Origin of the sequence: Polyangium sp. 6x1, from assembly GCF_029946515.1 — a bacterium.
Classification (GTDB): domain Bacteria; phylum Myxococcota_A; class Polyangia; order Polyangiales; family Polyangiaceae; genus Polyangium.
Window position 1 is genome coordinate 1 of record NZ_JARZHH010000081.1, and the last position, 25,535, is coordinate 25,535.

The 25,535-nt window shown below is 69.4% G+C and carries 18 protein-coding genes; 8 read left to right on the forward strand and 10 right to left on the reverse strand.

What is annotated here, in order from left to right:
- Positions 1–130: 130 nt before the first annotated feature.
- Genes recN through QHF85_RS42765 form a run of 4 tightly spaced genes read right to left on the reverse strand, consistent with a single transcriptional unit; the run spans position 131 to position 4,591 of the window.
- A complete protein-coding gene (recN, locus tag QHF85_RS42750) occupies positions 131–1,882 on the reverse strand; it encodes a DNA repair protein RecN (protein ID WP_281333235.1) in 1,752 nt (583 codons plus the stop codon).
- 55 nt (positions 1,883–1,937) lie between these two features.
- Positions 1,938–3,386: a hypothetical protein gene (locus QHF85_RS42755; RefSeq protein ID WP_281333236.1), complete on the reverse strand. Its 1,449-nt coding sequence runs from the start codon at positions 3,384–3,386 to the stop codon at positions 1,938–1,940.
- On the reverse strand, positions 3,383–4,216 hold the full coding sequence (locus tag QHF85_RS42760) for a hypothetical protein (protein WP_281333237.1): 834 nt from the start codon (positions 4,214–4,216) through the stop codon (positions 3,383–3,385). Before QHF85_RS42760 ends, QHF85_RS42755 begins: the two co-directional genes overlap by 4 nt.
- A gap of 12 nt (positions 4,217–4,228) precedes the next feature.
- On the reverse strand, positions 4,229–4,591 hold the full coding sequence (locus tag QHF85_RS42765; protein WP_281333238.1) for a DUF1232 domain-containing protein: 363 nt from the start codon (positions 4,589–4,591) through the stop codon (positions 4,229–4,231).
- A gap of 158 nt (positions 4,592–4,749) precedes the next feature.
- Between QHF85_RS42765 and QHF85_RS42770 the strand changes: the two genes are divergently transcribed.
- On the forward strand, positions 4,750–5,970 hold the full coding sequence (locus QHF85_RS42770; RefSeq protein WP_281333239.1) for a DUF3829 domain-containing protein: 1,221 nt from the start codon (positions 4,750–4,752) through the stop codon (positions 5,968–5,970).
- 53 nt (positions 5,971–6,023) lie between these two features.
- On the opposite strand, the gene glgA is transcribed toward QHF85_RS42770, so the two are convergent.
- Together glgA and QHF85_RS42780 are read right to left on the reverse strand one after the other, a co-directional pair.
- A complete protein-coding gene (gene glgA / locus QHF85_RS42775; protein WP_281333240.1) occupies positions 6,024–7,472 on the reverse strand; it encodes a glycogen synthase GlgA in 1,449 nt (482 codons plus the stop codon).
- Between the two features lie 4 nt (positions 7,473–7,476).
- Positions 7,477–8,322, reverse strand: coding sequence for a shikimate kinase (locus QHF85_RS42780; protein ID WP_281333241.1), 846 nt, complete (start codon positions 8,320–8,322; stop codon positions 7,477–7,479).
- 70 nt (positions 8,323–8,392) lie between these two features.
- Here QHF85_RS42780 and boxC point away from each other — a divergent pair, with 70 nt between their 5' ends.
- Both boxC and boxB read left to right on the forward strand, forming a co-directional pair.
- The gene (gene boxC, locus QHF85_RS42785; RefSeq protein ID WP_281333271.1) at positions 8,393–10,141 is read left to right on the forward strand and encodes a 2,3-epoxybenzoyl-CoA dihydrolase; all 1,749 of its coding nucleotides are present in this window, start codon (positions 8,393–8,395) and stop codon (positions 10,139–10,141) included.
- Positions 10,138–11,577 carry a benzoyl-CoA 2,3-epoxidase subunit BoxB gene (gene boxB / locus QHF85_RS42790; RefSeq protein ID WP_281333242.1) on the forward strand — a complete coding sequence of 480 codons (1,440 nt, stop codon included), beginning with the start codon at positions 10,138–10,140 and terminating at the stop codon, positions 11,575–11,577. Before boxC ends, boxB begins: the two co-directional genes overlap by 4 nt.
- A gap of 329 nt (positions 11,578–11,906) precedes the next feature.
- Here the strand turns inward: boxB and QHF85_RS42795 are convergent, their stop codons facing one another.
- Both QHF85_RS42795 and QHF85_RS42800 read right to left on the reverse strand, forming a co-directional pair.
- Positions 11,907–13,163, reverse strand: a complete 1,257-nt coding sequence (locus QHF85_RS42795) for a cyclic nucleotide-binding domain-containing protein (protein WP_281333243.1) — start codon at positions 13,161–13,163, stop codon at positions 11,907–11,909.
- A 62-nt stretch (positions 13,164–13,225) separates the two neighbouring features.
- A complete protein-coding gene (locus QHF85_RS42800; protein WP_281333244.1) occupies positions 13,226–13,708 on the reverse strand; it encodes a hypothetical protein in 483 nt (160 codons plus the stop codon).
- A 113-nt stretch (positions 13,709–13,821) separates the two neighbouring features.
- Here QHF85_RS42800 and QHF85_RS42805 point away from each other — a divergent pair, with 113 nt between their 5' ends.
- Complete coding sequence (locus QHF85_RS42805; RefSeq protein WP_281333245.1) at positions 13,822–15,579, forward strand: hypothetical protein; 1,758 nt, start codon at positions 13,822–13,824, stop codon at positions 15,577–15,579.
- A gap of 9 nt (positions 15,580–15,588) precedes the next feature.
- On the opposite strand, the gene QHF85_RS42810 is transcribed toward QHF85_RS42805, so the two are convergent.
- Both QHF85_RS42810 and QHF85_RS42815 read right to left on the reverse strand, forming a co-directional pair.
- Positions 15,589–16,833 carry a hypothetical protein gene (locus QHF85_RS42810; protein ID WP_281333246.1) on the reverse strand — a complete coding sequence of 415 codons (1,245 nt, stop codon included), beginning with the start codon at positions 16,831–16,833 and terminating at the stop codon, positions 15,589–15,591.
- 9 nt (positions 16,834–16,842) lie between these two features.
- Positions 16,843–17,733 (reverse strand): hypothetical protein, encoded by an 891-nt coding sequence (locus QHF85_RS42815; protein WP_281333247.1) that lies wholly within the window; start codon positions 17,731–17,733, stop codon positions 16,843–16,845.
- 223 nt (positions 17,734–17,956) lie between these two features.
- On the opposite strand from QHF85_RS42815, the gene QHF85_RS42820 reads away from it, so the two are divergent.
- From QHF85_RS42820 to QHF85_RS42835, 4 genes are all read left to right on the forward strand, one after another.
- Positions 17,957–19,117: an endonuclease/exonuclease/phosphatase family protein gene (locus tag QHF85_RS42820; RefSeq protein ID WP_281333248.1), complete on the forward strand. Its 1,161-nt coding sequence runs from the start codon at positions 17,957–17,959 to the stop codon at positions 19,115–19,117.
- Positions 19,114–19,941: a hypothetical protein gene (locus QHF85_RS42825; RefSeq protein ID WP_281333249.1), complete on the forward strand. Its 828-nt coding sequence runs from the start codon at positions 19,114–19,116 to the stop codon at positions 19,939–19,941. Before QHF85_RS42820 ends, QHF85_RS42825 begins: the two co-directional genes overlap by 4 nt.
- A gap of 70 nt (positions 19,942–20,011) precedes the next feature.
- Positions 20,012–23,854: a serine/threonine-protein kinase gene (locus QHF85_RS42830; RefSeq protein WP_281333250.1), complete on the forward strand. Its 3,843-nt coding sequence runs from the start codon at positions 20,012–20,014 to the stop codon at positions 23,852–23,854.
- Positions 23,851–25,281: an FAD-dependent oxidoreductase gene (locus QHF85_RS42835; protein WP_281333251.1), complete on the forward strand. Its 1,431-nt coding sequence runs from the start codon at positions 23,851–23,853 to the stop codon at positions 25,279–25,281. Before QHF85_RS42830 ends, QHF85_RS42835 begins: the two co-directional genes overlap by 4 nt.
- The last annotated feature ends 254 nt before the right edge of the window (positions 25,282–25,535 follow it).

Below are 25,535 nucleotides of genomic sequence, written 5' to 3' on the forward strand. Positions count from 1 at the left end.
GGTCTTGCCACGGGCCCGTCCGAGAAACCGCGCATCGCGCGGTTTCTCGGCCCCCGGTCCAGGCCGCGCTTGGTCCGGGGTGAAGGGGGCGGACAGCCCCCTTCTGGGGTGCGGGGCAACGCCCCGCTGCTCAGGAAGCGCGACCCTTCGCACCGCGCTTCGGATTCGCCGCGGCGGCAGCTGAACGAGCCTTCGCCTCGTCCAGCATCTCGGAGGCTGCCTTGAGCGCGCTCGGGCCGACCTTTGCGCCTGCCAGCATGCGCGCGACCTCGGCGACCCGCTCCTTGCCTTCGACGCGCTTGACCGTGCTCTTCGTGATTGGCCCGTCGACCTGCTTCGAGACCACGAAATGTGCGTCGGCGAAGGCTGCGATCGTCGCGAGGTGCGTGATGCAGAGGACCTGGTGGTGCCGCGCCACGTCTGCGATCGCGCGGCCGATCTTGTCGGCCACCGCGCCGCCGACGCCGGCGTCGACCTCGTCGAACACGTAGAGCCCCGCGGGCCCCGACTCTGCCAGCGTGCGCTTGAGCGCGAGTAGCGCGCGGGAGAGCTCGCCGCCCGAGGCGATCTTGCGCAGCGGGCGTGGCTCGATGCCCTTGTTTGGTGCGATGAGGAACTCGACGCGGTCGATGCCGTCGCGGCCGAGCCGCGCGCCGTCGACGACGAGCTCGGACCTCTCGCCCGAGAGTGGCGCCACGTCGACGATCACGCGCGCGCCGCCCATGCCGAGATCGGCGAGCTCTCCGCCGATCGACGCGCCGAGCTTCTCGCCGGCCTCGCGGCGCTTCTGCGAGAGCTGCCGTGCGCGCTCCCCTGCCACGCGCAGGAGCCGGTCGCGCTCGTGCTCCAGTGCTTCGAGCTTCGTCTCCACGTTGCCGAGCCCTTCGAGCTCTGCCGCGATCCGCGCCCGCGCCGCGATCACGTCGTCGAGCGTGGGACCGTGCTGCCGGAGGAGGCCTTCGAGCCGGTACATGCGCTCCTCGATCTCCGAGAGCCGCGACGGGTTCGCCTCGGCGCGCTCGGCGTACCGATCGACCTCGCGGGCGATCTCTCGAAGCTCGGAGAACAAACCATCGAGCGTGTTCGCCGTCGCTTCGAGGGACGGATCGAGATCCGCGGCGGCGCGCAGATCCTTCGAGAGCTTCGCGAGCTCGTCGCAGATCGCGTGCTCGCCCTGATCGAGCCGCGCGGCGGCGTGCTCGGTCAGCTCGCGGAGCCTGCCGGCGTGGCGGAGACGCTGGCGCTCGGCTGCGAGCTCTTCGAGCTCGCCCGGTTGCGGGGACAGCGCGTCGATGCCCTGGAGCTGGAAGCCGAGGAATGCTTCGCGCTCGACGCGTCCGCGCTCCGCCTCGCGCACCTCGCGGATCTCGACGACGACCTTCTCGAGCTTCTCGACCTCCGCGGCGAGCGCCTCGCGCGCGGTCGAGAGGCGGCCGAAACGATCGAGGTAGCCGAGGTGCGTCGAGGGATCGGTCAGCGCGACGCTCTCGTGTTGCGAGGCGACGTCGCAGAGCTCCGACGCGAGCGCTTGCAGCTCGCCCGCGGTGCAGAGACGTCCGTTCAGGTACGCGCGCGATCGGCCGTTTTGCTGCACCACGCGACGGATGACGAGCTCGCCGCCCGAGGACACGCCGGCCGCGTCGAGGGCCGTCGCGAGTCGCTCGCTGCCCGTCACGTCGAAGAGCGCTTCGACCTCGGCCTCGTCGGTGCCGGGCCGCACCTGTTCGGCGTTGCCGCGTCCGCCGAGCACGAGCGAGAGCGCGCCGACGACGATCGACTTGCCTGCGCCGGTCTCGCCGGTGAGCACGTTGAAGCCGGGCTCGAGGCGGAGCTCGAGCGAATCCATGAGAACGAAGTTCTTGACGCGGAGGGCGACCAGCACGGGGCCGGGAGGATAGAGAACGCCGCGAGAAACGTCGACGCGTTCTGCGCGAAGATCAGCGGATCGTGACGGACTTGCTCACCGTCACGGGATCCCCGGAGAACGGCGGGACCGAGGCGCTGCGGAAGGCCGCGGCGATGCAGCCTCCGGTCGACGTGCCGGCGAACGGCGGGCCGTTGACTTGCGCTTTCGTGGCGCGGCCGGACGGGGCGAACGTGACGCTCACGCGGGCCGTGCCGCTCGGATCCGTGGGCGCCCTGCAGCCTGCGGCCCTGCCGGCGGCGGCGCCGAGCGCGGAGGACGCGGCGCCCCGGTTGAACTCGTTGCCGCCGCCCGAGGGCGCCTCGGGTGCGGCGGCCTTGTTGTTCGCCGCGGCCATCGCTGCCGCGAGATCCTGGGCCTTGTTCCCCGACGCCGTCTCGGCGGGTTTGGCCTCCGGGGTCTTCTCGGACGGTTTGTCGCCGCCGGCCGCGGGTTTGTCTCGACCATCGCTCTTCGGCGCTGCGTCTGACGAGCCCGCGCGTTTGTCCGCGGCGGCCTCGGTTCCTGCCTTCGCCGCGACCGGATCACTCGGCGCCGGCGTGTTCGTGGTCGGCGTGGGCGCCTGGTTCGTGTTTGCCGGTTGCAGCGCGAGCGGGTTGTCGTTCCCCGTGCCGGGCTGCGTGGTCGTCGACTCGCTGCCCACGGCGGCCGTCGGCTCTTCGGACGTCGTCGACGAGCGTTGCACCAGGAAAAACACGAGGCCTGCGAGGGCCGCGACGAGCACGACCCCGATCCCGAGGCGCTTGCGATCGAGCTTCGCGCCCGTGGCCGCGACGTCGACGTCGAGGTCGATCGCGTCCATCGACGACTTTTGCGTCGGGGCCGGCGCGGGTGCTGTCGTGACGGGCGGCGGAGCCAGGAACAGCGAGCCTCCGCTGCTCGCCGCTTCGGTTTTTCCTGCGGCTGGATCGGCCGGCTTCGCCGCGGTCGTGAGATCCTTGCCGAGCCCCGAGATCCCGAGCGCCGACACGTCGGGCGCCACGAGCGGCGTGAGCGACTGGTTGTTGAAGAGGCTGCTGCTCAGGTTGAACAGGTCCTCGTCGACGATCTTCCGGCTGCGGCTGATCTCGCGCGGATCGGGCCGCGAGCCGCGCTGGGCCGCCTTCTCCGCGGGTTTGTCCGGGGGGGCCTCCGCTTTGAGCACCGCCGCCTCGTGCCGCTCGACGTCGAAGACATCGAAGAACGAGGGCCTGTCGTCGTCGTCCTTCAACGTCGGCGTGCGCTTCGTCGCGGCGGGCGGCAGCGCGGGCTGCGAGGCCGACTTCGCGCGCGGCGCCGGCGGCGGAGGCGGGATCTTCAGGTTGTCGGCGGCGCCTTCGAGCGCGGCAGGACGCACCGTCACGACCTCGGCCGACACGTCGAGGTCGAAGACGCTCGTCCGCTCGGGGATCGACTTCATCGTCTCCGGCGGGGGTTCCATGCCGCCCGCCGCCGTCTTCGCGTCGTCTTTTTTCTCGCTCATCGTGGCAGAACCTCGCGGTCGTCGGGTCCGGTCGGGTCCCCCGAGAGCCCGGAGAGCCAGTGCTTTTCGAGCCAGTCGAGCGCGACGTCCGCGCGGCGGAGCGTCGCGTCGATGGCCATCACCTGCGGATCCGGCGCGCCGGCGTCCTTGGCGTAGGCGCGCGCGTAGAGGATCCACGTCGACAGCTCGTAGTGGTGCAGGAGCGGCCCGAAACGATGCGTGTCGAAACGCGCGATCCTCTCGGCCGCTTCCTGGACCGAGGGCGCGCGCACGAGCGCGGTGCTCGCGTCGAAGAGCAGCTCGCGCAGATCTTCGAACGCCCTCTCCGGATCACGCGACACCTCGTCGAGCATCGCCTCGAACGCGTCTTCCGACATGCCGGCTTGCTGCGCGACCTCCGCCATCGCGGGCACCTGCGTCTCGAGGAAGTCCGCGTCCGGCGCGTGGCCGAGCAAGCGACCGACGAGGTAGAGATCGAACGCGCTCGCGATCGACTCGCCGAGCAGCAGCGCTTCGGGGCTCTGGTACGACGTCGCGCCGAGTGGCTCGAGCGCGCGGCGTGTGACGTGGTGCCAGCCCGCGTGCATCACCACGTCCGCGGGGATCGCGTCGCTGTCGAGCACGTCGCCGGGTTGATCGGGCGACCAGAACGTGAGGTTCAAGAAGAGCGCGCGATCCCAGCGCGCCTCCGGTGTCCCAGGTTTCGGTACGAGGAAGGCGATCTGGTCACGCACGAGCGCACGCTTGAGCTCGGCGTAGAGACCGACGTGGCGATACGATCGCTCGTCCTCGATGCGAAGTTTGTCGAGCGTCAAATGTTGGAGTCGCACGGGAACTCGCGTTCAGGCTACGCGGACATCGGCCTCGGATCGAGACCCACGCGCGTCCGCGGCGATTTCCGGTCGGGGCTCGTGGTACCGGCCGAGCTGACGGTGGAGGATCAGCCGGAAGAGGAGCACCACACCCGCGTCGTCGATCCAGGTGATGAAAGGCACGGCGTCGGGCACGAGATCGAGCGGCCAGATGCAGTAAACGACGGAAAGGACGACGAGCGCCTTCGCCCAGAGCGCGCCGTCCCGGTCGCAGAGCAGCCGCCAAGCCGCTGGCGCATCGCGCAGGAGCGGCACGAGCGCGAGCCCGCGAGCCGTTCCGGAGACCTTCTTGCCTTCGAGCTTCTGCGGGCGCGCGTCGGTGGTCTTTTTCACGAAGGCCAACATGGTTCCGCTGCGTCCGGCTGCAAGGGGTGGGGGCAGGATCGCCGCGGTGCGACGCTTGAAAGTCCCTGATGGTCGGGCATGATGCCGGTCCCGCCTTCGCCTGGCCAACGCCTGGGCGGAGGTCGTCTTCGAGGAGGCATGTCTTCATGATCCGGCTGCGGTCTTTCCTTCCGTTCGTGCTCGCGCTCGCACCCCTCGCCGTTGGCTGCAAGAAGGAGGAGCCGCCCGCGCCCGCGCCGGAGGCGAAGCCGTCGGTGGCGGCGCTGCCGAGCGGCAAGGGCAAGCTCCCGCTCCGCACCCCGATCGCGCCCGTCCCGAAGTTCGACCCGCAGGCGATGAAGGACTACCGCCTCGAGGTTTGTTACTTCGGAACGCTCACGCTGCGTCAGGCGCGTGACGCCTACTTCACGAGCCTCGGCAAGGACGAGCCGAGCGAGAAGAAGATCCCGAGCTTCGGCATCCCCGGCGCGTCGCTGCCGCCGGCCCCGCCGACGATCGCGCAGCCGAAGCCCGGTGGCTCCGCCGGCCCCGCGGCGGGCCCCTCCGCCGGTCCGGGCGGCTCCGCCGCGCCCGGGGGCAGCGCGCTCGCGGGCCGCAGAATGGCCGACATGGGCATGCGCGCTCCGCACGAGCGCAACGCGCGGGCGTGCACCGTCGCCGCCGGCCTCAAGGAGCCGGCGATGCCCGACGTCGACGCGGCCCTCACGACCTTCGCTCCGTTCTCCCTGGAGCTCAGCCGCAACATCGCCGCGGCCAGCGTGTACTACCAGCGCGAGGAGTACGCGAAGGACAAGTTCGAGCGCGGCAAGGAGCTCCACAAGAAGCTCGTCGCCGACTTCGGCAAGCTCGACGAGAACGCCGACAAGCTCGGCAGCGCGATCGCCGCGTGGCGCAAGGATCACGCTGTCGACATGGCGAAGCTCGACGAGGGCGAGCGGCTCGTGCTCACGGCCTACGACAGGGCGCGCGGGCTCGTGCTGTCGGTGCTCGCGAAGAAGATCGACGCGGCGGCCTACAAGGAGAGCGTCGCGGCGCTCGCGAAGGACATCGAGGCCATCAAGACGTTCGGCACGAACAACCCGAACGACCCGTGGGCGAAGATCACGGTCCCGCCGTTCAGCGCATTCCAGAAGGCGGCGGAAGAGGCCCAGGGCAAGATCAGCGACAAGGGGATCGAGCCCGACGCGTTCCTCTCGCTGGTCAACGGGTTTACCTCGGTCATCGAGGCGAAGCACCGCGCCCTCTCGCGCTCGCTCACGGCGAAGGGCCAGGTCGTGGAGCCGAAGGCGGGGCTGCCGATGCGGCAGATCCCGACGCCGGGGCAGCAAGTCGAGCACCCCGACGATCACGCCGGCCACGCGCACTGAGATCGTCGCCGCTGGGGCGGGCGCTCGGGCCCGCCTCAGCGCTCCTCGCGAGATCAGCGCTCGCCGCGATGCCTCGCGATGGCCAACCGGTACATCGCCTCGTACTGACGGCTCGCATAATCCCAGCCGAATGGCTTCTTCATCGCCCGCCGCTGCATCGAGCGGAAATGCTCGGGGTGCTCGCGGTAGATCCACATCGCTTCGAGCACCGTGTCGGCGAGCGCCGCGGGCGAGAGGTCGTGGAACTTGAAGCCCGTCGCCATGTGCTCGACCGTGTCGTCGAGCCCGCCCACCGCGCGCACGATCGGCAGCGTGCCGTACCGCTGGCTGTAGAGCTGGTTCAGCCCGCAAGGCTCGTAGCGCGAGGGCATCACGAAGAGGTCCACGCCCGCCTCGATGCGGTGCGCGAGCGCGTCGTTCATCCCGATGTACGCGCGGAATCGGTCCGTCGAGTGGTGGAGGCGCGTGAAGAGATCCTCCGCCCAGCTCTCGCCCGATCCGAGCACGACGACCTGCACGTCCCGCGTGAGCAGCGTCCCGAGCGCGCCCGCGAAGATGTCGATCCCCTTCTGGTGCACGAGCCGGCTGATGAGGCCGACGATCGGTACGTCGGGACGAACCGGTAGCCCCATCTCGCGCTGCAGCTCCGCCTTGCAGAAGGCCTTGCCTTGTAGATCGTCGGCGTCGAAATGCGCCGCGAGGTGCCGATCCGTCTCGGGGTTCCAGACGTCGTCGTCGATCCCGTTCAGGATGCCGATCACGTCGCTGCCGCGCTCGTGCAGCACGCCTTCGAGCCCGTGCCCGCCCTCGGCCGTCTGGATCTCCTGCGCGTACCGGGGCGACACCGTCGAGAGCATCGTCGAGAAGTAGAGGCCGCCCTTCAGCAGGTTCAGCCGGTCGTAGGACTCGAGCCCGCGGTGGTGGAAGACGTCCCAGCCGAGGCCGGTCTGGTAGAGCTCGTTTTTCTCGAACCAGCCCTGATACCCCATGTTGTGGATCGTCAGGACCGACGCGGCCCCGCCGATGGGCGATCGGGCGTCGAGCGTCTTCATGAAGATCGGCACGAGGCACGTCGGCCAGTCGTGCACGTGCACGACGTCGGGGACGAACCCGAGCGCGCCCGCGAGCCGGAGCGCGCCGCGCGAGAGGAACGTGAAGCGCGCGAGGTTGTCGCGGTAATCGCCGTTCGAATCGTTGTAGATGCCGCTGCGATCGTAGAACTCGTCGTGCTCGAGCAGGTAGACGCGCGACGTGCTCTCGCCGAGCCGCGCCTCCCAGACCGCGCCCCACGCCTCGCCGCCGCCCACGGGCACGCCGAGCGAGAGGGGCAGCCGTTTGGCCGGGTGTTTCTTCGCCACGCGGTAGCGCGGCATGACCGTGCGTACGTCGTGTCCGCGCGCCGCGAGCGCGATGGGGAGCGCGCCGGCCACGTCCGCCAGGCCTCCCGTCTTGGCGAAAGGGACGCACTCGGAGACGACGTTGAGGATGCGGAGGCGGGGCATGTTTTCAACCGACCGACGGTGCGGGCAGCCTACCACGGCTCGCCGCGTGGATGATCTTCACGAGCCGGTCGATCGAGCGTTCGAGGCCGAGCGCCGAGGTGTCGATGATGTGGGCCGCGCGCTCGTAGAGGGCCCGTCGCGCGCGCAGGATCCCGCGCAGCTCCTCCATCGCCGCCGGCCGGCTCGCCATCGGCCTCGCGTCGCCTTGGTCGATCACGCGCTGAAAATGGTCCTCCGGGCGCGCGCGCAGCCACACGGTCACGGCCTCGCGGCAGAGCAGCTCGAACGTCTCGTGATCGGTCACGAGGCTGCCGCTCGTCGCGACGATCCCGCGATCGCCGCGCGCGACGAGCCGCTCGAGCTCCTCGCGCTCGAGCCTGCGGAAGTACGCGGTCCCGTGCATCTCGAAGATCTCGGTCAGGCTCATGCCGGCGCGCGCTACGACGAGACTGTCGAGTTCCACGAACGGCAAACCGAGCCGGGCCGCCGCGCGGCTGCCCAGCGTGGTTTTTCCCGCCCCACGCAGGCCGAGCAGCGCCACGAGCGGGCCCTTTTCCGACGCGCGCGGCGCTTCCGTGGGCGTGGCCGCGAGCAGCGCCGACGCGGTCGTCTCGAGCGCGCGCGCGATCGCGTCGAGGCGAACCACGGACACGTTCGCCTTGCCGCCTTCGACGAGCACGAGGAACCGCTCGCTCACGCCCGACGCGGCCCCGAGATCCCGGAGCGTCAAACCCGCCGCGCGCCGGCGTTCGCGCACCCGCTCGCCGAGCGCCTTCAGGAGCGGCGAGCCGGCGCCCTCGGCGTGCTCGGCTTCGTTCGCCCCCGCTTCGGGCTTCTTTCGGGCCGCCACGTCATGCACTATATTTCATGAGCGAGGGTCCAACAAGCAGTATATTGCTTGACACCCTTCCGTCCCGGTGATGGAGTTTTCGGCGATGGGCATCGAGAGTGAAAGCAGCGGGGCCAAGGCGCCCGCCATCCGTTTCGAGACACATCCGAGCCGCTACAAGCACTGGAAGCTCTCGTTCGAGGGCTCTCCTTCGACGTTGGGGGCTACGCCCGGCGAGCCGGGCTCTGCCCCCAAACCCCCGATCGCGCGGCTCGTGATGGATGTGGTCGAGGAGGCGCCGATGCGCCCCGGCTACACGCTCAAGCTGAACAGCTACGACCTCGGCGTGGACATCGAGCTCGCGGACGCGGTGGAGCGTCTGCGCTTCGAGCACCCCGAGGTGAAGGTCGTGATCGTCACGAGCGGTCAGCCGCGCATCTTCTGCGCCGGCGCGAACATCTACATGCTCGGCTCGTCGACGCACGCCTTCAAGGTCAACTTCTGCAAGTTCACGAACGAGACGCGCCTCTCGCTCGAAGCCGCCTGCACCGAGAGCGACCAGCACTACGTGGCCGCGTTGAACGGCGTGGCCTCGGGCGGTGGTTACGAGCTCGCACTCGCGTGTGAGAAGATCCTTCTCTGCGACGATGGATCGAGCGCGGTCTCGTTCCCGGAGACGCCGCTGCTCGCGGTGCTCCCGGGCACGGGCGGGCTCACGCGCCTCGTGGACAAACGCAAGGTCCGCCGCGATCTCGCGGACGTGTTCAGCACGCTCGCCGAGGGCGTCCGCGGCAAGCGCGCCGAGGAGTGGCGCCTCGTCGATCGTTCGATCCCGAAGAGCCGCTTCGATCAGGTCGTGATCGAGGAGGCGAACGCGATCGCCGCGCGCACGAAGGACAAGCAGGGCCCGGGCATCACGCTCGTCCCGCTCGACGTGAAGCGCTCCGAGGACGGCAGCAAGTACAAGGCCGAGTACAAGTTCGTCACGCTCGTCGTGGACCGCGCGACGCGCGTCGCGGAGCTCGAGGTGCGCGCGCCCGAGGGCGCGCCGGAGACCACGGTCGAGGCGCTGCACAAGAGCGGCTCCGACGTCTGGTCCCTCCGCGTGTTCCGCGAGATCGACGACGCGCTGCTCGATCTGCGCTTCAACCATCCGGAGGCCGGCCTCGTGCTGCTCCGGACGAAAGGCGATCCCGAAGCCGTGCGCGCCGCGGACAAGGCGCTCCACGCGCTGCAAGACGACTGGTTCGCCCGCGAGATCCTGCTCAAGATGCGTCGCACCCTGAAGCGCCTGGATCTCACGGCGCGCAGCGTGTTCTCGCTGGTCGAGCCCGGCTCGTGCTTCGCGGGCAGCCTGTTCGAGCTGGCCCTCGCCGGCGACCGAACCTACATGCTCGACGGCGGCGACGAGCCGCCGGTGATCGGCCTCTCGCCGCTGAACTTCGGCCCGTTCCCGATGCCGAACGGCCTCACGCGTCTGGAGACGCGCTTCCTGCACGATCCTTCGGCCGTGAAGCGTCTGGAAGGACAAACCGAGCTGCTCGACGCGGACGCCGCGAAGAAGCTGGGGCTCGTGACGTTCACGCCCGACGAGATGGACTGGGACGACGAGGTGCGAATCGCGGTCGAGGAGCGCGCGAGCCTGTCGCCCGACGCGCTGACGGGCATGGAGGCCTCGCTGCGATTCGCGGGGCCCGAGACCCTGGAGACGAAGATCTTCGGGCGTCTGTCGGCCTGGCAAAACTGGATCTTCCAGCGCCCGAATGCGGTCGGCGAGCGGGGCGCGCTCACGATGTACGGCCGGCCCGAGCGTCCCGAATTCGACTGGAGGCGAACGTGAGCTCTGTCGTCAACTCCGAGCGTATCCCGAACAACGTCGATCTCGCGTCCGACAAGAAGCTTCAGCGCGCGCTCGAAGCCTGGCAGCCGAGGTTCATCGACTGGTGGAAGGAGATGGGTCCCGAAGGCTTCCAGGAGGACCAGATCTATCTCCGCACCGCCGTGAGCGTGGACCACGAGGGCTGGGCCCACTTCGACTACGTGAAGATGCCCGACTACCGCTGGGGCATCTTCCTCACGGACCCCGTGGCCGATCGAAAGATCGGGTTCGGCGATCACATGGGCGAGCCCGTCTGGCAGAGCGTGCCCGGCGAGTTCCGCAACGTGCTGCGCCGGCTCGTCGTGACGCAAGGAGACACCGAGCCCGCGAGCGTCGAGCAGCAGCGCCTCCTCGGCCAGTCCTGCCCGAGCCTCTACGACCTGCGCAACCTGTTCCAGGTGAACGTGGAGGAAGGCCGGCATCTCTGGGCGATGGTGTACCTGCTCCACAGCTACTTCGGCCGCGACGGCCGCGAGGAGGCGGAAGCACTCCTCGAGCGCAGGAGCGGCAACCCCGACAAACCGCGCATCCTCGGCGCATTCAACGAGCCCTGCCAGAACTGGCTCTCGTTCTTCATGTTCACGTACTTCACGGACCGCGACGGGAAGTACCAGCTCCTCGCGCTCGCCGAGAGCGGCTTCGACCCGCTCGCGCGCACGACGCGATTCATGCTGACCGAGGAGGCGCACCACATGTTCGTCGGCGAGACGGGCATCCTGCGCATCGTGCAGCGCACCGCCGAGCTGATGAAGAAGAACAAGAACGAGGACGCACGCGCCGAGGGCGGGATCGATCTGCCCACGATGCAGAAGTACCTGAACTTCTGGTACTCGGTGTCCCTCGACCTGTTCGGCGGCGAGATCTCGTCGAACGCAGCAAACTTCTTCGCATCGAGCCTGAAGGGCCGCGCGAAGGAGGAGAGCTACGAGGATCATCGCGCCGTCGACAGCGCCTATCCGATGGACGTGCCAGTGACGGCAGGCCCCGGCGTGGTAACCGGCTTCCGGCGCGAGGAAGTGCCGCTGCGCAACGCGATGAACGAGGTGCTGCGCGACGAGTACATCGAGGACGCGCAGCGCGGCGTCGACAAGTGGAACCGAGCACTCGCCGAAGCAGGGATCTCGTACAAGCTCAAGCTGCCGAGCCGCCGTTTCCACCGGCGCACGGGCATCTACGGCGGGCTCTACTTCGACGTGGAGGGCAACGTCCTCACGAAGGAAGAGTGGGAGCGTCGCCGCGACGAGTGGCTGCCGAGCGAAGCCGACGAGGCCTACGTAAAGAGCCTCATGACCGCACCCATCTACGATCCGAAGCAGATGGCAAACTGGATCGCCCCGCCAAAGCACGGCATCAAAGGCCGCCCCGTCGATTTCGAGTACGTGAAGCGCACGGCGTGAGTCTTTCGGGGGGCGCCTCGCCGGGGCGCTGCCCCGGGCCCCGCGGGGGCTGTTCGCCCCTCGACCCGAACCAGGGCCAGCCCTGGACCTTAGGTGGAAGAACTGCGCTGCGCGCAGTTCTTCCAACAGGCCGTTGATACCGCCTTGCCGGTTGAACCGTCAGCGCTGCTGTCTTGGTTGGCAGGGTCGCCTGTGGTCTTGACCCCGGCTGTTCGATGAACTGCGCATCGCGCAGTTCATCGACCCCGAGTCCAGCGCTTGCGCTGGTCCGGGTCCAGGGGCGGACAGCCCCGGTGGGGCCTGGGGCAAAGCCCCAGCGAGGCGCCCGCCTAGGACGTGTAGGGCGTGACGCCTTGCGCCTCGAAGAGCTCGGCGCGTGCTTCGGAGAGCTCGGTGTTCACGGTGCGCAGGCGCTGCGAGAGACCCTGCACGAAGCTCCAGAGCAGCTTCACGGCGAGCACGGGTTCGCGTCGCATGACGTTCATCATGTCCGTTCGCGTGATGACCATCGTGCGGACTGGCTCCAGGGCTCGCACGGTGGCCGAGCGGCGTGAGTCGTCGACGAGGCCCATCTCGCCGAAATAGCCGCCTGTCATGATCGAGTTGATGGCGACGTTGTCCTTCTCGACGGCCACGCGGCCACGCAGGATCACGTAGAGATCCTCGCCGGGCTCGCCTTCGGTCACGATGGCGGCGCCTATCGGGTGGCTGCGCACCTGCGAGATGGCCAGGATTTCGGCTTGCTCGCGGTAGGTGAGGTGCATGAAGAGCGGGATGCCGCGCAGCGCCTCGTGTTTCGTCAGCGCCTCGGGCTCCTCGGCGGTCGCGCCGTGGAACGAGAGCACGATGGCTGTGATGTTGTCGCGCCCGCCGCGCTCGTTTGCGAGGTCGACGAGTGCCTCCGCGAGCTTGTCCGGGACGCCGGCGCAGAGTGCGGGGACTTCCTCGTCCTCGATGTATCCGTAGAGACCGTCGCTGCAGATCAGGAAGAGATCGCCCGGCATGATCTCCACGAGCAGTGTGTCGACTTGCACCGACTCCTGCGTCCCCACGGCTCTCGTCAGCACGCTGCGGAGGGCGCTCACTTTCGCCTGCTCCTTCGTCATCGTGCCGTTTTTGATCGAGGCGGCGACGATCGTGTGGTCTTCGGTCAGCCGGTTTGCCACGTCCTGCCGCAGCAGGTAGGCGCGGCTGTCGCCTACGTGCCCGACGACGGCGCGATCGCCCGCGACGGCGAAGAGCACCATCGTCGTGCCCATGCCGCGGAGCTTCGGGTCGTTCTCGGCCATGGCCCAGAGATCCGCGCATGCGGCCTGGATCGCTGCGGCGACGAGCTCTTGCGCGGCGATGCGGTTCTCTTGCGAGGGGTTTTCCGCAAAGCGCGTCAGCACGTCGACTCGATCGGCGACGAAGGCCCGGGCCACGTCGACGGCGCGACGCGACGCGACATCGCCGGCTGCTTGCCCGCCCATGCCGTCGGCGACGATGTACAGGCCGAGGTCGGGGTCGACGAGGTGGCTGTCCTCGTTGCGCTTGCGCTTGCGACCGACGTGCGTCGCGGCCTGCGACGAAACCGAGAGGGGCATGCCCGCATGCTAGTCGAGCCGAAGGCCGCTTCGGAAGGGGGCGGAAACGGGGCGCTCCGCGGTCAAACCAGGGGGGCGCGCTTCTGGAACGGGAGAAACCCGATCGCGAGTGCGAGGCCGAAAACCACGTGTTCCAGGATTGCTGGACCCACGGGCGCGCTCAGCGCGACGTCGCCGAGGCCCACGGCGGGTAGGACGGCCCGGTACATGACGAACCACACGATCACGCCGTAGGCCGCGCCGAACACGAGCGTGCGGAACACGTTCGCGCCGAAGACGAGCAGGCCGAACAGCGCGCCCCACGTGATCGACACGGCGAAATGCAGGAGGATGCCGAGCACGACGGCGCCTGCGTCGAAGCCGGGCGCGAATGCGCGATCGTGGAGGAACGGCGCCGAGGCCCCCTTGAACGTCACCCATGGATCGCCGCCGTGCGCGACCGTCGAAAGGAGCCCGTACAGGCTCACGACGATCCCGCCGAAAATGCCCGCGATCACGCCGCCTGAGAGCGCGACGACCGATCCTTGTCTCCCCCTCGCCGCCATGGAGGTCCCGTGGCGCCGGGCGCTTGCATGTCAACCGCGGGAATCCTGTCGCAATCGGGCGAGCGCGACGTCGATGCCTTGACGCCGGCCGGCGGCTTCCGATCAATCCGCCCATGAAGAAAACTCTTCGGCGCGATATCGCGCTCCTCTTGGCCTTGGCCTCGGCCGCTGTGCTCGGCGCGGCTGGGGTTTCGTGCTCGTCCACCAGCAACGGCGGCTCGTCCGCGAACCAGGGAACCGGCGGGGCGGGGGCCTCCGGATCGGGCGGCTCGGCTGGCGCGGGCGGGGATGGCGGGGGGTTCATCAGCAGTGGCCCCAATCCGGACGGACCGTTTGTCGATTTCCCTGCCGGCCCGCAGATCGACATGACCGCGCCCGCCCAGGCGCCCGAGCTCTTCCAGGGCACGCCTGCGCAGCCGCAGGGCGGCCCTTGCGTCTCGGAGCCGCCGATGGACGCGCTCGTCCCGACGAACTGGACGCCGCTGCGCTTCGAATGGATCGCGCCGGCGGGGCAGAACGTCTTCGAGCTCCGGCTCGCGGTCGACAACCAGGTGAACGAGCTCGTGGTGTATACGTCGGCCACCTCGTACACGATCCCCGCGGAGATCTGGTCCGGGCTCGCGGGACACAGCGCCGGTCGGGACATCAAGGTGTCCGTGCGGAGCGCCCAGATCGACGGGGGCCAGCTCGTCTCGGGGCCGTTCGTTGGCACGGAGGGCGTGGTCCACGTGGCGCCCGTCGCGGCGCCGGGTTCGATCGTTTACTGGACGACGGGCGCGCCGGGTTCGGGCAAGACCGCATTGAAGGGATTTGCCATCGGGGATACCGAGGTGACGACGGTGCTCTCGCCCGAGATCATGGGCGGGGATACGACGTGCGTGGCTTGCCACGCCTCGTCGCCGGACGGCGCGCTCACGTTTTTCACGCGCGACGCCTCGATCGGGACGCGGACCGTCACGGCGCGGAAGGTCGATGGGACGGCGGGTTCACCCACGGAGGCGCAGGTGTCGGCCGTGGCGCTAGGCCTCCTCGGGCGGCAGAAGCAATCGGCGCCGACGCTCTCCGGGGCGCATTACACGGCGCAGGACGCCGTCGCCATCACGGTGATGATCGATCCCGCGTTCACGGCGAACCAGAACGAGCTCGTCTGGACCGACCTTCACACGCAAGATCCCGCGACGGGCTCGGGCATCCTCCCGCGCGTCGGGGATACGCATGCCCCTGCGTCGCCGACGTTCTGGCACGACGGGACGACGATTGCTTACACGACGGCGACGACCTCCGGCGAAGGCGTCGTCACGGGGATCTCGGACGCCGACATGACGATGGACATCTACACGGTGCCCTTCAACAACCGGCAAGGCGGCAATGCGACGCCGCTGCCCGGCGCGAGTGATCCGGCGCTCCTCGAGTATTACCCTGTCATCTCGCCGGGGGACACGCTGCTCGCGTTCAATCGGTTCACGCCGTACAAGCTGCCGAACGGGGCATGGGCGGACTCGTACGACGAGCCGATGGCCGAGGTGTTCGTGGTCCCGGCGAAGGGCGGCGATGCGGTGCGCGTGGCGGGCAACGATCCGCCGGCATGCGTGAATGGAAAGAGCCCAGGCCTGACGAATTCGTGGCCGCGCTGGGCGCCGAGCGCCGAGGTCTTCAATGGGAAAAAGTATTACTGGCTGACGTTCAGCTCGAAGCGGCGCGATCTGAACAACCCGCAGCTCTTCGTGAGCGGCGTCGTCACGAGCGTGCAGGCCGACGGCTCCGAGATCATCGAAAAAACGTACCCGGCGATCTATGTCACGTCGCAGGTCCCGGAGGAGAACAACCACACGCCGGCCTGGGACGTGTTCCAGATCGAACCGCCGCAATGACCGACGCTCTCACGGGCCGCCTGCCGCTTCGAGCTCGCCTTCCGCCTCCTTCACGTCCTTCGTGAACTCCTTGATGTGGCGGTCTCGCTCCTCGCTCTGCCATTCCGCGTCGGAAAAGACGCTCTCCGGATAGGCCTTCGTCGTGTAGAAGGGCCCGTCGCGCCCCGGGACGAGCTCGCGGTCGGGGTAGGTGTCTTCTTTCAGCAGATACGCCTCCACGTCGCGCAGCACGAACGGCGATTTTGCGCGCTCGTCGAGGACGAGTTTGCCGAAAATGCACATTTTTGCGTCCTGCGCGCCGGCGCCGAGCGGATCGTTGTGCTCGAGGTACGCGAATCCGTCCCCCTCGGCGTCGTCCACGCGGCCCACGACGATGTACCGACCCGGTTTGTCCACGGCGAGGCGCAGGTACAAGCAGAGCGAACCGTCCTCGAGGACCTCGCGCACGTCGCCCGTGAAGCGGGCCGGCGGCGCGGGGGTGTACACGACGTCGAACCCCGCGCCGCCTTCCTCGCCCTCGATGCGCAGGGCGAGGTTCACTGCGATCGGACCGTAATAGCCGCCGAATCCCTCCTTCGCGGGGGCGAAGAGCGCGGCGATCGTGGATCCTCCTGCGCCTTCGTCGGCGAACGCGACCGGGGCTGCGGGGATCGTGCTCGCTTGCGGCATCGTCTCCGGGACGCGCGCCTCGGCGCGCAGGACCTCGCAGCGCGCGGGGCCTTCGCTCGTCGCGCACGAGACCACGAGGCGCGCGGCCTCGTCGCCCACGAGGTACAGGCGATCCTGCTCCAGCGTGACGTGGGCGTCCGTGAGCTTGTGATCCGGGCGCGCGAGCGGCTGCTTGCTCTTCGCGACGGAATGAGGCTTCTGCAGGTCGGGTTTTTCCGAGAGCGGGCGCGCGCCGGGCGGGTACCGCGTCGACTGCACATACCCTTCGAGCGTGTGGCGCGCGCGTTCCAGGCGCTTCTCGGCGATGTCGCGCGCGCTCGCCTCGGCTCCGTCTTCGCCTGCGCCGGGCTTCTTCGGGTCGACCCAGCGTGGCTTCGGGCCGTCGTGGCCCGGTGCAGATGCGTTTTCGGCTGATCGCGCGGGGGATCCGGCGAGGAGCTCGTCTTCGGAGGGCGCGCGCCGCGGCGAGAGGCGGTCGCGTTGCCAGAAGAGCAGGAGGCCCGCGGCGAGGACGGCCGCCCCGAGCGCGAGGCGCCTTTGCCTCGGCCGCGGGGAGGCCGTTTTTCCTGCCAACTGTTTCGTCACGCGGTGGGGTTACTTCGCGAAGTTGACCATGTCGGTGCGCACCGGGGCGATGATCCCCGCCCACGCGCCGTTCGCGTAATGGTTGTACTGCTCGGACGTGTCGACGAGCTCGACGTTGTGGTACGACCATTTCGCCTTGCCGTTGCTCGTCGCGCCGGTGCCCGTCGTGAGCGTGCCGTCGCAGAAGAGGTCGCCCGCGTTGCAGAAGCCGCCCGTCACGGAGACGCCGCCGGTCGAGTGGTAGCCGACCGCCTCGTCGTCCTGACCGGCCAGTGTGCCCGAGTAGAGCGTGCCTTTCGCGCCCGCGAACATGTAAAACCATTTGCTGCGGGTCTGGTTGTGGTCGTAGAGGCCGCGCATCGTCGCCGTCTTCAGGTCGTCCGTGAGCGCGTCGCTCACCGCCCAGGCGCCGATGTTCGCGAGCTCGCTGCCGCCGCCGGCGCCGCTCGCGACGTCGACCCACTTGATGTTCCAGCCCGTCTGGGTGCCGCCCGCGTTGCCGCACGTGCCGTTCGAGGCGGGGCTCGCGTTCTTGATGCTGCGCGTCGAGCCGCCGAATTTGTCGAGCGCATACCCGATCTGGGCGTCGCCGGCGCTGTGGGCCGCGATGTAACACCAGTTCGCGCCCGTACAGTAGCAATCGAGGGCGTCGCGGATGCGGTAGTTCTGCTCGGAGATGTGGCTCTTGCCGTCCCAGTTGACGGCCTTCTTGTTGATGCCGGCCGAGGTCCCCGACGAACCCCAGTACGAGAAGTCGGCGTAATTGCCCGCCTGGGTCGCCGTGCCGGTGTTTCGGCCGTGAATCCAGAGGGAGTAGTTCGTCGCCGATGCGTCCGGAGCGACCAGGAGCGCGGCGGCGGCCAGAGGTGTGATTGCGAGGAGGAGGGAGGCGCGGGACATTCTTCAAGGAGATGCGAGGGGGCCGTATGTGTCAAGCCGAAACCCGGCGCGCATCATTCGAATGAATTGCAGGCCCGCAGAGCTTTTCCGCGCATGCTGAACGGGTCCGTGAGCAGGGGTGGTCTCAATGGTGGTCAGGTGGCCTGCATGCAGAGGTCCGTGACGGGGCACACCCCGTAAGGATCTTTCAACGTTCGGGGCGTGGCGGGTAGCATGGGCGGTCATGGCACTCCTCACCCGCCGCCGCGCGTCCCTCGCGCTCTCGACGTCGGCGCTCCTCGCCTTGCTCCCGGCCTGCGAGCCGATGGCGGACGACCTCGACTTCGTCCGCCAAGAGGTCCAGGTCACGACGCGCAGCACGCTCGTGCCGCCCGCCGATCCCACGCCTGCCACGCTCAAGGTGATGGCCTGGAACGTGAAATACGGCGCCGCGCGCATCGACTTCTGGTTCGATTACTGGGGCGACCGCGTGCAGATGACGCGGCAGGAGGTCGTGGAGAACATGGCCGACCTCTACCGCCTCGTGAACGAGTACGACCCCGATATCCTCATGACCGAGGAGATCGAGGTGAACTCCAAGCGCAGCGCCTATTACGACATGGTGCAGGGCATGCTGGAGGGAACGAGCCTCAACTACGCGGCCTACATCCAGACCTGGAACAGCCGCTACATCCCCTCCGAGGGCGTCGGCCGCATGGACCTCGGCAACGCGATCTTCTCGAAATACCCCATCACGTTCGCCGAGCGGATCCGGCAGGAGGATCGCACCGATCAGGACGGGATCACGGCCAAGTTCTACATCCACCGCATGATCGGGCGCGCCGTGATCGACGTGGGCGCGGGCCGGGACGTCGCCGCGTACGTGGTGCACACCGAGGCCTACGATGTCGACGGCACGAAAGGCCGTCAGATCCAGCAGATCTACGACGAGATCAAAAAGGAGACGTTGCCGTTCGTGCTCGGGGGCGATTTCAACGAGCTGCCCCCGACCGCGCTCAAGCTCGTTGGTTTCCCCGACGAGCACCCGAGCTCGATCGGCACCGAATACGAACAGCCCCCGTACACGCCGGAGATCATGCAGAAGTTCTACGACGATTACGTCCCCTGGGTGAGCCTCGAAGCCTACGGCGCCACCGAAGCCGAGCAGCGGCGGTTCTTCACGCACACCGTGGCCGGGCCGCTGCGCAATGACGAGACGGGACAACCGCAGTTCTGGAACCGCACGCTCGATTATCTCTTCGTCACGAAGGCCGACGCCTGGGCCCCAAGCTCGACGGACGTGCTCCAGGAGCCGGGGAGGCAAGGGATCAAGAGCGATCCGCTGCTCCTCAGCGATCACGCGCCCGTCGTGGGGACGTGGGTGCTCGGGGGAGGGACGCCGTGAAACGAGCGATCTTCGCCGCGATCGGGCTCTTCGCCCTGCTCTCGCCGGCCCTCGCCGAGGCCGAGCCCATGGATGCGCGCGAGACGGCGCGGGTCCTCGAAAAAGGAAAGCTTTCCGGGGGGCTGATGTCGCCGCTCGAGCTTGGGCTCGGCGGCGGCTGGGAGGTCACGACGATGATCGTGCCGTGGCTCTTGCTCTCGCCGAACTTCACGTTCCGCGGCGAGCTCGGCCATCTCGGCAAGGGCGTCGTGGTGACGGGCGAATACGGGCTCTCCGTGCCGACCGGCGCGATGCGCCTGACGCAAGGGTATCTGTTTCCGACGTGGGAGACGTCGGAGCAGCGGCCCGGCTGGGTGGTCGCGCCGACGGCGGGGCTCTGGATCTCGGGCGGCGATCGCGGCGTCCTGACGGGGCGGCTCGAGACGACGGTCGGCCTCTCGCTCGGCGAGAACCCCGCGAAGCCGCTGGAGACGTACGCGCCGATCGAGCTGCTCTTCGCGCCGGCGCTGAACGGCTTCCGGGTCCGCACGGGCCTCGCCTACGATTACGCGCTCCTCGATTGGCTGCGGGCCCGCGCCGCGGTGAACGGGTATGCGATCGGGCGGAGCCCCCACCCGGCGCGCTCGCCGTTCTACGCGAGCGCCGAGGTCGGACTCGAGATCGGGCTCGGCAAGACGCTGCGCGTGGCGCTCGGCGGCATCTGGTACAATTACGATCAGCGCGAAAAGGTCCTCGAAAAAGGGGCCGACGGGCGATGGCGCAGGACGCCCGTGCGATCGAACGATTTTTTCCCGACGTTCGACTTGATCCTCCGGCCCCGCTGAAGCGAGGCTAGAGCACCTCTTCTTTCCTCTCCCGTCGGGAGAGGGGTCGGGGTGAGGGGAGCTTCCGGCCGTGGACAATCAACTGCCTTCCGTCTCCGAGGAGCTCGGCCGGCGCTTCCTGATCCGCCGCTGCCTCGGGCAGGGCGGCTTCGGGGTGGTGTACGAGGCGTTCGATCGATCCCTCGGCTCGGACGTCGCCCTGAAGGCGCTGCTCTCCATGGATCCAGCGGCGCTTTATGCCTTCAAGCAGGAGTTCCGCGCGCTCGCCGACGTCGCGCACGAGAACCTCGTCGGCCTGCACGAGCTCTTCTTCGACGACGGCCGCTTCTACCTGACGATGGAGCTCGTGCTTGGCGTGAGCTTCCTTCGCCACGTTCGCCCGAGCCGCGAGGAGCGAAGCGACGCGTCGGCGATCACGCTCCCGCCCTTGCCCACGGCCAAGCGCGCGATGGCCGCCGAGCTCGCGACCGCCGTCACCATGGACCTGCCCGCCGTCGCGGGGCCGAACGGGACGATGGCGCTGGCCACGCTGCCCTTCGACCTCTCGACGCCCGCGCGTCCGCCGCTGAAGCAGCCCGACGCGCAAGGCGAGCTCGACGTGGATCGGCTGCGCCAGAGCCTCGCGGGGCTCGCGAGGGGCGTCGCCGCCATCCACCGCACGGGCCGCGTGCACCGCGACCTCAAGCCCTCGAACGTGCTCGTGACGTCGGAGGGCCACGTGAAGATCCTCGACTTCGGGCTCGTCGGGTCGTTCGAGTCGCTCGCGCGGGATCGCGTGCTCGTGGTGGGCACGCCCGCGTACATGTCGCCGGAGCAAGCGACGGGCGCGTCGGGGGACGGGAGCTCGGACTGGTACTCGGTCGGCGTGATGCTCTACGAGGCCCTCACGGGCATCGTGCCGCACCTCTTCGAAGGGACGAGCATCGAGGATCTGCTCTACGCGAAGCACCTCGTCGATCCGCCCGATCCGCGGGAGATCGTGCCCTCCGCGCCGGCCGATCTGTCGGAGCTCGCGCGGCTCCTGCTCGCGCGCGACCCGAAGCTGCGCGCAGGGGCCGAGGACATTTTCCGCGTCGTCGCCCTGGCCACGCGGGAGAGCGCGGCGCCCGCGGCGCCCGCGACGCGCAGCGCGCGGCCGAGCTTCATGGGTCGCGCGCGCGAGATCGCGGCGATGCGCGAGGCGTTCGAGGCGTGCGTCCGGGAAAACCAGCCCGTGGTGCTGCACGTGCACGGCACGTCCGGGATGGGCAAATCGGATCTCGTGCGGCATTTCCTGGACGTGCTCGCCGAAGAGGGCACGCCGCTCGTGCTCGAAGGCCGCTGCCACGAGCGCGAGTGGGTGCCGTACAAGGCGTTCGACGGCGCGATCGACGCGCTCGCGCGGCTGCTCGGAGAGATCGACTCCGACGATCGTGGGGCGCTCTTGCCGCCGGGTTTTTCCTCGCTCGCGCGCCTCTTCCCGGTGCTCGGGAGGCTCGCGGAGGAGGGGAGCGAGCCGGAGGCGCCCGATCCGCACGAGCTCCGCAGGCGCGCGTTCGAGGCCCTGCGCAGGCTCTTCGTGAACCTCGCGGACGAGTGGCCCGTGGTGCTCTCGCTCGACGATCTGCAGTGGGCCGACGCGGACAGCGTGGCGCTGCTCGATGCGCTGCTCGCGGCGCCGGCGCCGAAGCTCTTGCTCGTCGCGAGTTACCGGACCGAGGAGGCGCGCGGGTGCGAGCTCGTCGGGCGTTTGCCCTCGGCGCGCGCGCCGAGCCCCGGCCTCGGGGCGCGCGAGGTCGTCGTGGGGCCGCTCGCGACCGAGGACGCCGAGGCGCTCGCGCTGTCGATCCTCGGCGAGGACGGCGAGGAGGCGCGAAGGACGGCGGCGCGCATCGCACGGGAGGCCGCGGGCAGCCCGTTTTTCGTGCAGGAGCTCTCGAGGTACATGCTCGCCGGGCACACGAGCGAGGGGCTCGACATGCGCGGGGTCGTGGCAGCGCGCGTGGCGCTCTTGCCGGCGCCGGCGCGGCTCGTGCTGGAGATCGTGAGCACAGCGGGACGGCCGATCGAGCCCGTGCTGATCAAGGAAGCCGCGGCGCTCGGGGACGCGGAGAACAGCCGCGCGCTCGCCGTGCTGCGGGCGGAAGGCCTGCTCCGCGCGAAGGGCGGGCGCGACGAGGCGCGGGTCGAGACGTACCACGACAAGATCCGCGAGTCGGTGGTGCAGGGGCTCGCCGAGGGGGATTTGCGCGAGCGTCACCGCGCGCTCGGCCAGGCCATGGAGACGATGAGCAACGCCGATCCGGAGGCGCTCGCCATGCACTTCCGCACGGCGGGCGAGCCGGCGCGCGCGCGCGCCTACATGGAGCGCGCGGCGCAGCGGGCCGAGCGGGTGCTCGCGTTCGATCGGGCCGCGACGCTGTATCGGCTCGCGCTCGAGCACGCCGAGCCGGCGGACGTGGGGGCGCTCGAGCTCGGGCTCGCCGATGCGCTGGCGAAGGCCGGGCGCGGGGCCGAGGCGGCGACCGTGTTTCTCGCCGCGGCGGCGAAGCTCGACGCGCGGCCGGCGCTCGTGGCGCGGCAGCGGGGCGTCGAGCACTTCTTGCGCGCGGGTCACATGGACGAAGGCCTCGCCGCGGCGCGGGAGCTCCTGCCGGCCGTGGGCCTTCCGTACCCCGCGACGCCGCGGCGTGCGTTCGTCAACGTCGCCGTGGCCCGCGTGAAACAGCGGCTCCGCGGCTACGATTTCCACGAAAAACCCGAGCACGCGATCGACCCCGCGGTGCTCCATCGCATCGATCTTTGCTGGTCGCTCGGCAACGGGCTCGGCGGCGTCGACGCGATCCGCGGCGCCGACTTCCAGGCGCGGCACCTCGTGCTCGCGCTAGAAGCCGGCGAGCCGTACCGCATCGCGCGGGCGTTCTCCTGGGAGGCCGTGCTCCGCGGCCTCGGCGGCGGCGAGCAGAACATCGCCGAGGCGCGGGATCTCGCGGCGCGGGCCGAGGCGATCGCGCTCCGCATCGGCCACCCGCACGCGCTCGCGTGGTCCTCTGCGGGCAAGGCGCTCGCGGCGCACAACGGATACGAGTTCCGCGAGGCCGTGGCGCTCTGCGAGCGCACGATCGCGCTCTTCCGCGAGGCGTGCAGCAACATCGCCTGGGAGATCGCGTCGATGTACGCCTGGTGGCTCTTGCCGGCGCTCCTCTACGTCGGCGACGTCCGGGCGCTGCTCGACCTCCTGCCGCGCTGCCGGAGCGAGGCCGAGGCGCTCGGCGATCGGTACATGGAGATCGCGCTCGGCGTGCTCATGGCGCCGATGGGCCTGCTCCTCGAAGACCGGCCTGAGGAGGCTCTCGCGTCGAGCAAGCACGCGCTGTCGCGCTGGAGCACGCGCGGCGTCCACACGATGCACTGGGGCGCGTTTTATTCGAGCACCGTGGCCCTGCTCTACCTCGGCGAAGGGAGCCGCGCGTACGCGAACGTGCACGCGCAGAGGGGCGCCCTTCACGCGGCCATGATGCCGCGCACGGCCAAATCGGTCCGGCTGCGGCTCCTCGATCTCGAGGCGAGAACGGCGCTCGCGAGGGCGCGCGAGATCGCGCATCCCGAGCCCCTCGTCCGCGAGGCGCTCTCCTGCGCCGAGCGCCTCGATCAGGAGCGGTCCCACTGGTCCGACGCCTGCGCGCTCGGCATTCGCGCGGCCGTACACGCGCGGCGCGGCGACGTCGATCGCGCCCTCGCCCTCCATGCACGCTCGCGCTCCTCGTTCCGCCGCTCGGACATGGAGCTCTTCGCGCGCCTGACCGAGCGGCGCATGGGCGAGCTCGAAGGAGGCGAGGCGGGGCTGGCGCGGATCACCGAGGTCGACACGTGGCTCGGCGCGCAGGGCGTCCCTCGCCCCGATCTCCTCGCCCAGGCCTTGATCGCCCGATGACCTCGCTCTACGAGACGCGGGTCATGCAGAAACACGCGGTCGTCATCGGCGCGGGCATGTCGGGCCTCTCGGCGGCGCGGGTGCTCGAACGATTCTTCGAGAAGATCACGGTCCTCGATCGCGACGATCTCCCGGCGGGGCCCGCCGCGCGCGCCGGCGTGCCGCAGGCGAGGCACGTGCATGCCCTCGTCACGCGCGGGGCCCAGGAGCTCGACGGCCTGTTCCCGGGCTTCCTCGCGGAGCTCGTGGAGAAAGGCGGGCACGGGCTCGACGTGCCCCACGACGGCGCGATCCTGCGGCCCTCCGGCTGGCAGCAGCCGATGCGGAGCGGCTGCACGGTCTATTTCGCGACGCGGGATCTGACCGAATCGATCGTGCGCCGGCGGCTGCGAGAAGGCGGCCGCGTGGAGATCCTCCCGCGGACCGAGGCAGCGGGCCTGTACGTTCATCCGGACGCACCCGGGCGGGTCGCGGGAGTGCACGCGGTGCAGCGGGGCGGCGGGGCGAACCTCACGCTCGCGGCGGATCTCGTGATCGACGCGAGCGGCCGTTCATCGAAGGCGCCGTCGTGGCTCGCGTCGCTCGGCGCGGAGGTCCCGCGCGAGGAGGTCGTCGATTGTCACTCGGGGTATAGCTCCCGCTGGTACGAGGCCCCCGAAGCATTGCCGCCGGATGTCTGGTGGAAGATGGTCTGGCTCGATCCCTCGCCCGCGGAAGACCATTTCATCGGCGGCGTGCTTTTCCCGGTCGAGGAGCGCCGCTGGATCATCACGCTCATCGGGTACGCCAAGCATTACCCGCCGAGCGACGAGGAGGGGTTCTTCCGGACGCTCGGCGCGCTGCGCTCTCCCATCTTGCAGCGCATGGCGGAGCTCGGCCGGCCCATCTCGCCCATCTATTCGAGCCGCGCGAACCAGAATCGCCTGCGCCGCTTCGACAAACTCGCAAACCCCTTGCCGGGCTTCGTCGCCCTGAGCGACAGCGTCTGCACATTCAACCCGATGTACGGCCAGGGCATGACCGTGGCCGCACTCTCAGCCCGCGTCCTCGAATCCACACTGGAGCGCGTCTCACTCGGGGATCCAGGCTTCGAGCGTGTCTTCTTCGGCAACCTGCACCGCGCGATCAAGGACGCATGGAACCTCGCGACGAGCGCCGACATGCGTTTCCCAGGCGCGAAGAGTGACCTGCCAAGGCCGTCGAAGTTCGCATCCTTCTTCGGCGATTCCATCCTGCGCACGATGACCCACGACGCCGAAGTGCTCCGGCGCGTCTCCCCCGTCTATTACATGCTGAAACCCACGCGCTCACTCTTCGAGCCAGAGCTCGCCGCGCGCGTCCTGCTCGGCGGAGCAGCCGGGTTGGCCGCAGCGCGTTTTCACCCGCGGCCAGTTCCGCCGAACCCGCCGCCGCGCCCGGAGAGCTAGCGTCTCATCGCAAGCCGCCGCGCCGGGGCTCTGCCCCGAACCCCGCGGGGGCTATTCGCCCCTCGACCCGAACCAGGGCCAGCCCTGGACCTCAGGGGGAAGAACTGCGCTCCGCGCAGTTCTTCCCACAGGCCGGTGGGACCGCCTCGCCCGTCGAAACGTCAGCGCTGCTGTCTTGATTGACAAGATCGTCGCCGGTCTTGACCCGGCTGTTCGATGAACTGCGCATTGCGCAGTTCATCGACTTTCAGTCC

Excerpts from the sequence above, each read along its gene's own strand:
- QHF85_RS42835 (WP_281333251.1), top strand. The coding sequence starts at position 23,851 with ATGACCTCGCTCTACGAGACGCGGGTCATGCAGAAACACGCGGTCGTC.
- QHF85_RS42795 (WP_281333243.1), bottom strand. The coding sequence starts at position 13,163 with ATGCCCCTCTCGGTTTCGTCGCAGGCCGCGACGCACGTCGGTCGCAAG.
- QHF85_RS42815 (WP_281333247.1), bottom strand. The coding sequence starts at position 17,733 with ATGTCCCGCGCCTCCCTCCTCCTCGCAATCACACCTCTGGCCGCCGCC.
- QHF85_RS42800 (WP_281333244.1), bottom strand. The coding sequence starts at position 13,708 with ATGGCGGCGAGGGGGAGACAAGGATCGGTCGTCGCGCTCTCAGGCGGC.
- QHF85_RS42820 (WP_281333248.1), top strand. The coding sequence starts at position 17,957 with ATGGCACTCCTCACCCGCCGCCGCGCGTCCCTCGCGCTCTCGACGTCG.
- boxC (WP_281333271.1), top strand. The coding sequence starts at position 8,393 with ATGGAGTTTTCGGCGATGGGCATCGAGAGTGAAAGCAGCGGGGCCAAG.
- QHF85_RS42755 (WP_281333236.1), bottom strand. The coding sequence starts at position 3,386 with ATGAGCGAGAAAAAAGACGACGCGAAGACGGCGGCGGGCGGCATGGAA.
- QHF85_RS42805 (WP_281333245.1), top strand. The coding sequence starts at position 13,822 with ATGAAGAAAACTCTTCGGCGCGATATCGCGCTCCTCTTGGCCTTGGCC.
- QHF85_RS42770 (WP_281333239.1), top strand. The coding sequence starts at position 4,750 with ATGATCCGGCTGCGGTCTTTCCTTCCGTTCGTGCTCGCGCTCGCACCC.
- glgA (WP_281333240.1), bottom strand. The coding sequence starts at position 7,472 with ATGCCCCGCCTCCGCATCCTCAACGTCGTCTCCGAGTGCGTCCCTTTC.